This is a genomic window from Janibacter sp. CoH_79_TC_3 (genome assembly GCF_058197955.1).
The window spans coordinates 1-244 of record NZ_JBXWIV010000173.1 but is presented as its reverse complement, the minus strand read 5'-3'; the positions used below and the strand labels follow the sequence as shown (position 1 = coordinate 244).

Genomic DNA, 244 nt, shown 5'->3' with positions numbered 1-244 from the left:
AGCCAGGCACGCCAATGATCACCACCATGGAATACGCCAGGCTGCTCGACGAGGCAGCAGTCCATGCGCCCGAAGTGGCCCGATACGACCCGGAAAGCCAGCTCCCGCTCGATATGGCTTATGCGATTCAGGCAGCGTCGATACAACGCCGTGTCGAACGCGGCCATCGACGCGTGGGTGTCAAGATGGGCTTTACCAGCCGCGCGAAGATGCTTCAAATGGGTCTGTCAGACGTGATCTGGGG

Annotated in this window: 1 pseudogene; it reads left to right on the top strand. The window is 60.7% G+C overall.

Going from position 1 to position 244, the window contains the following annotated elements:
* Positions 1–14: 14 nt before the first annotated feature.
* A pseudogene (locus AC2FA3_RS15530) lies at positions 15–244 on the top strand (hypothetical protein); the annotation flags it as partial.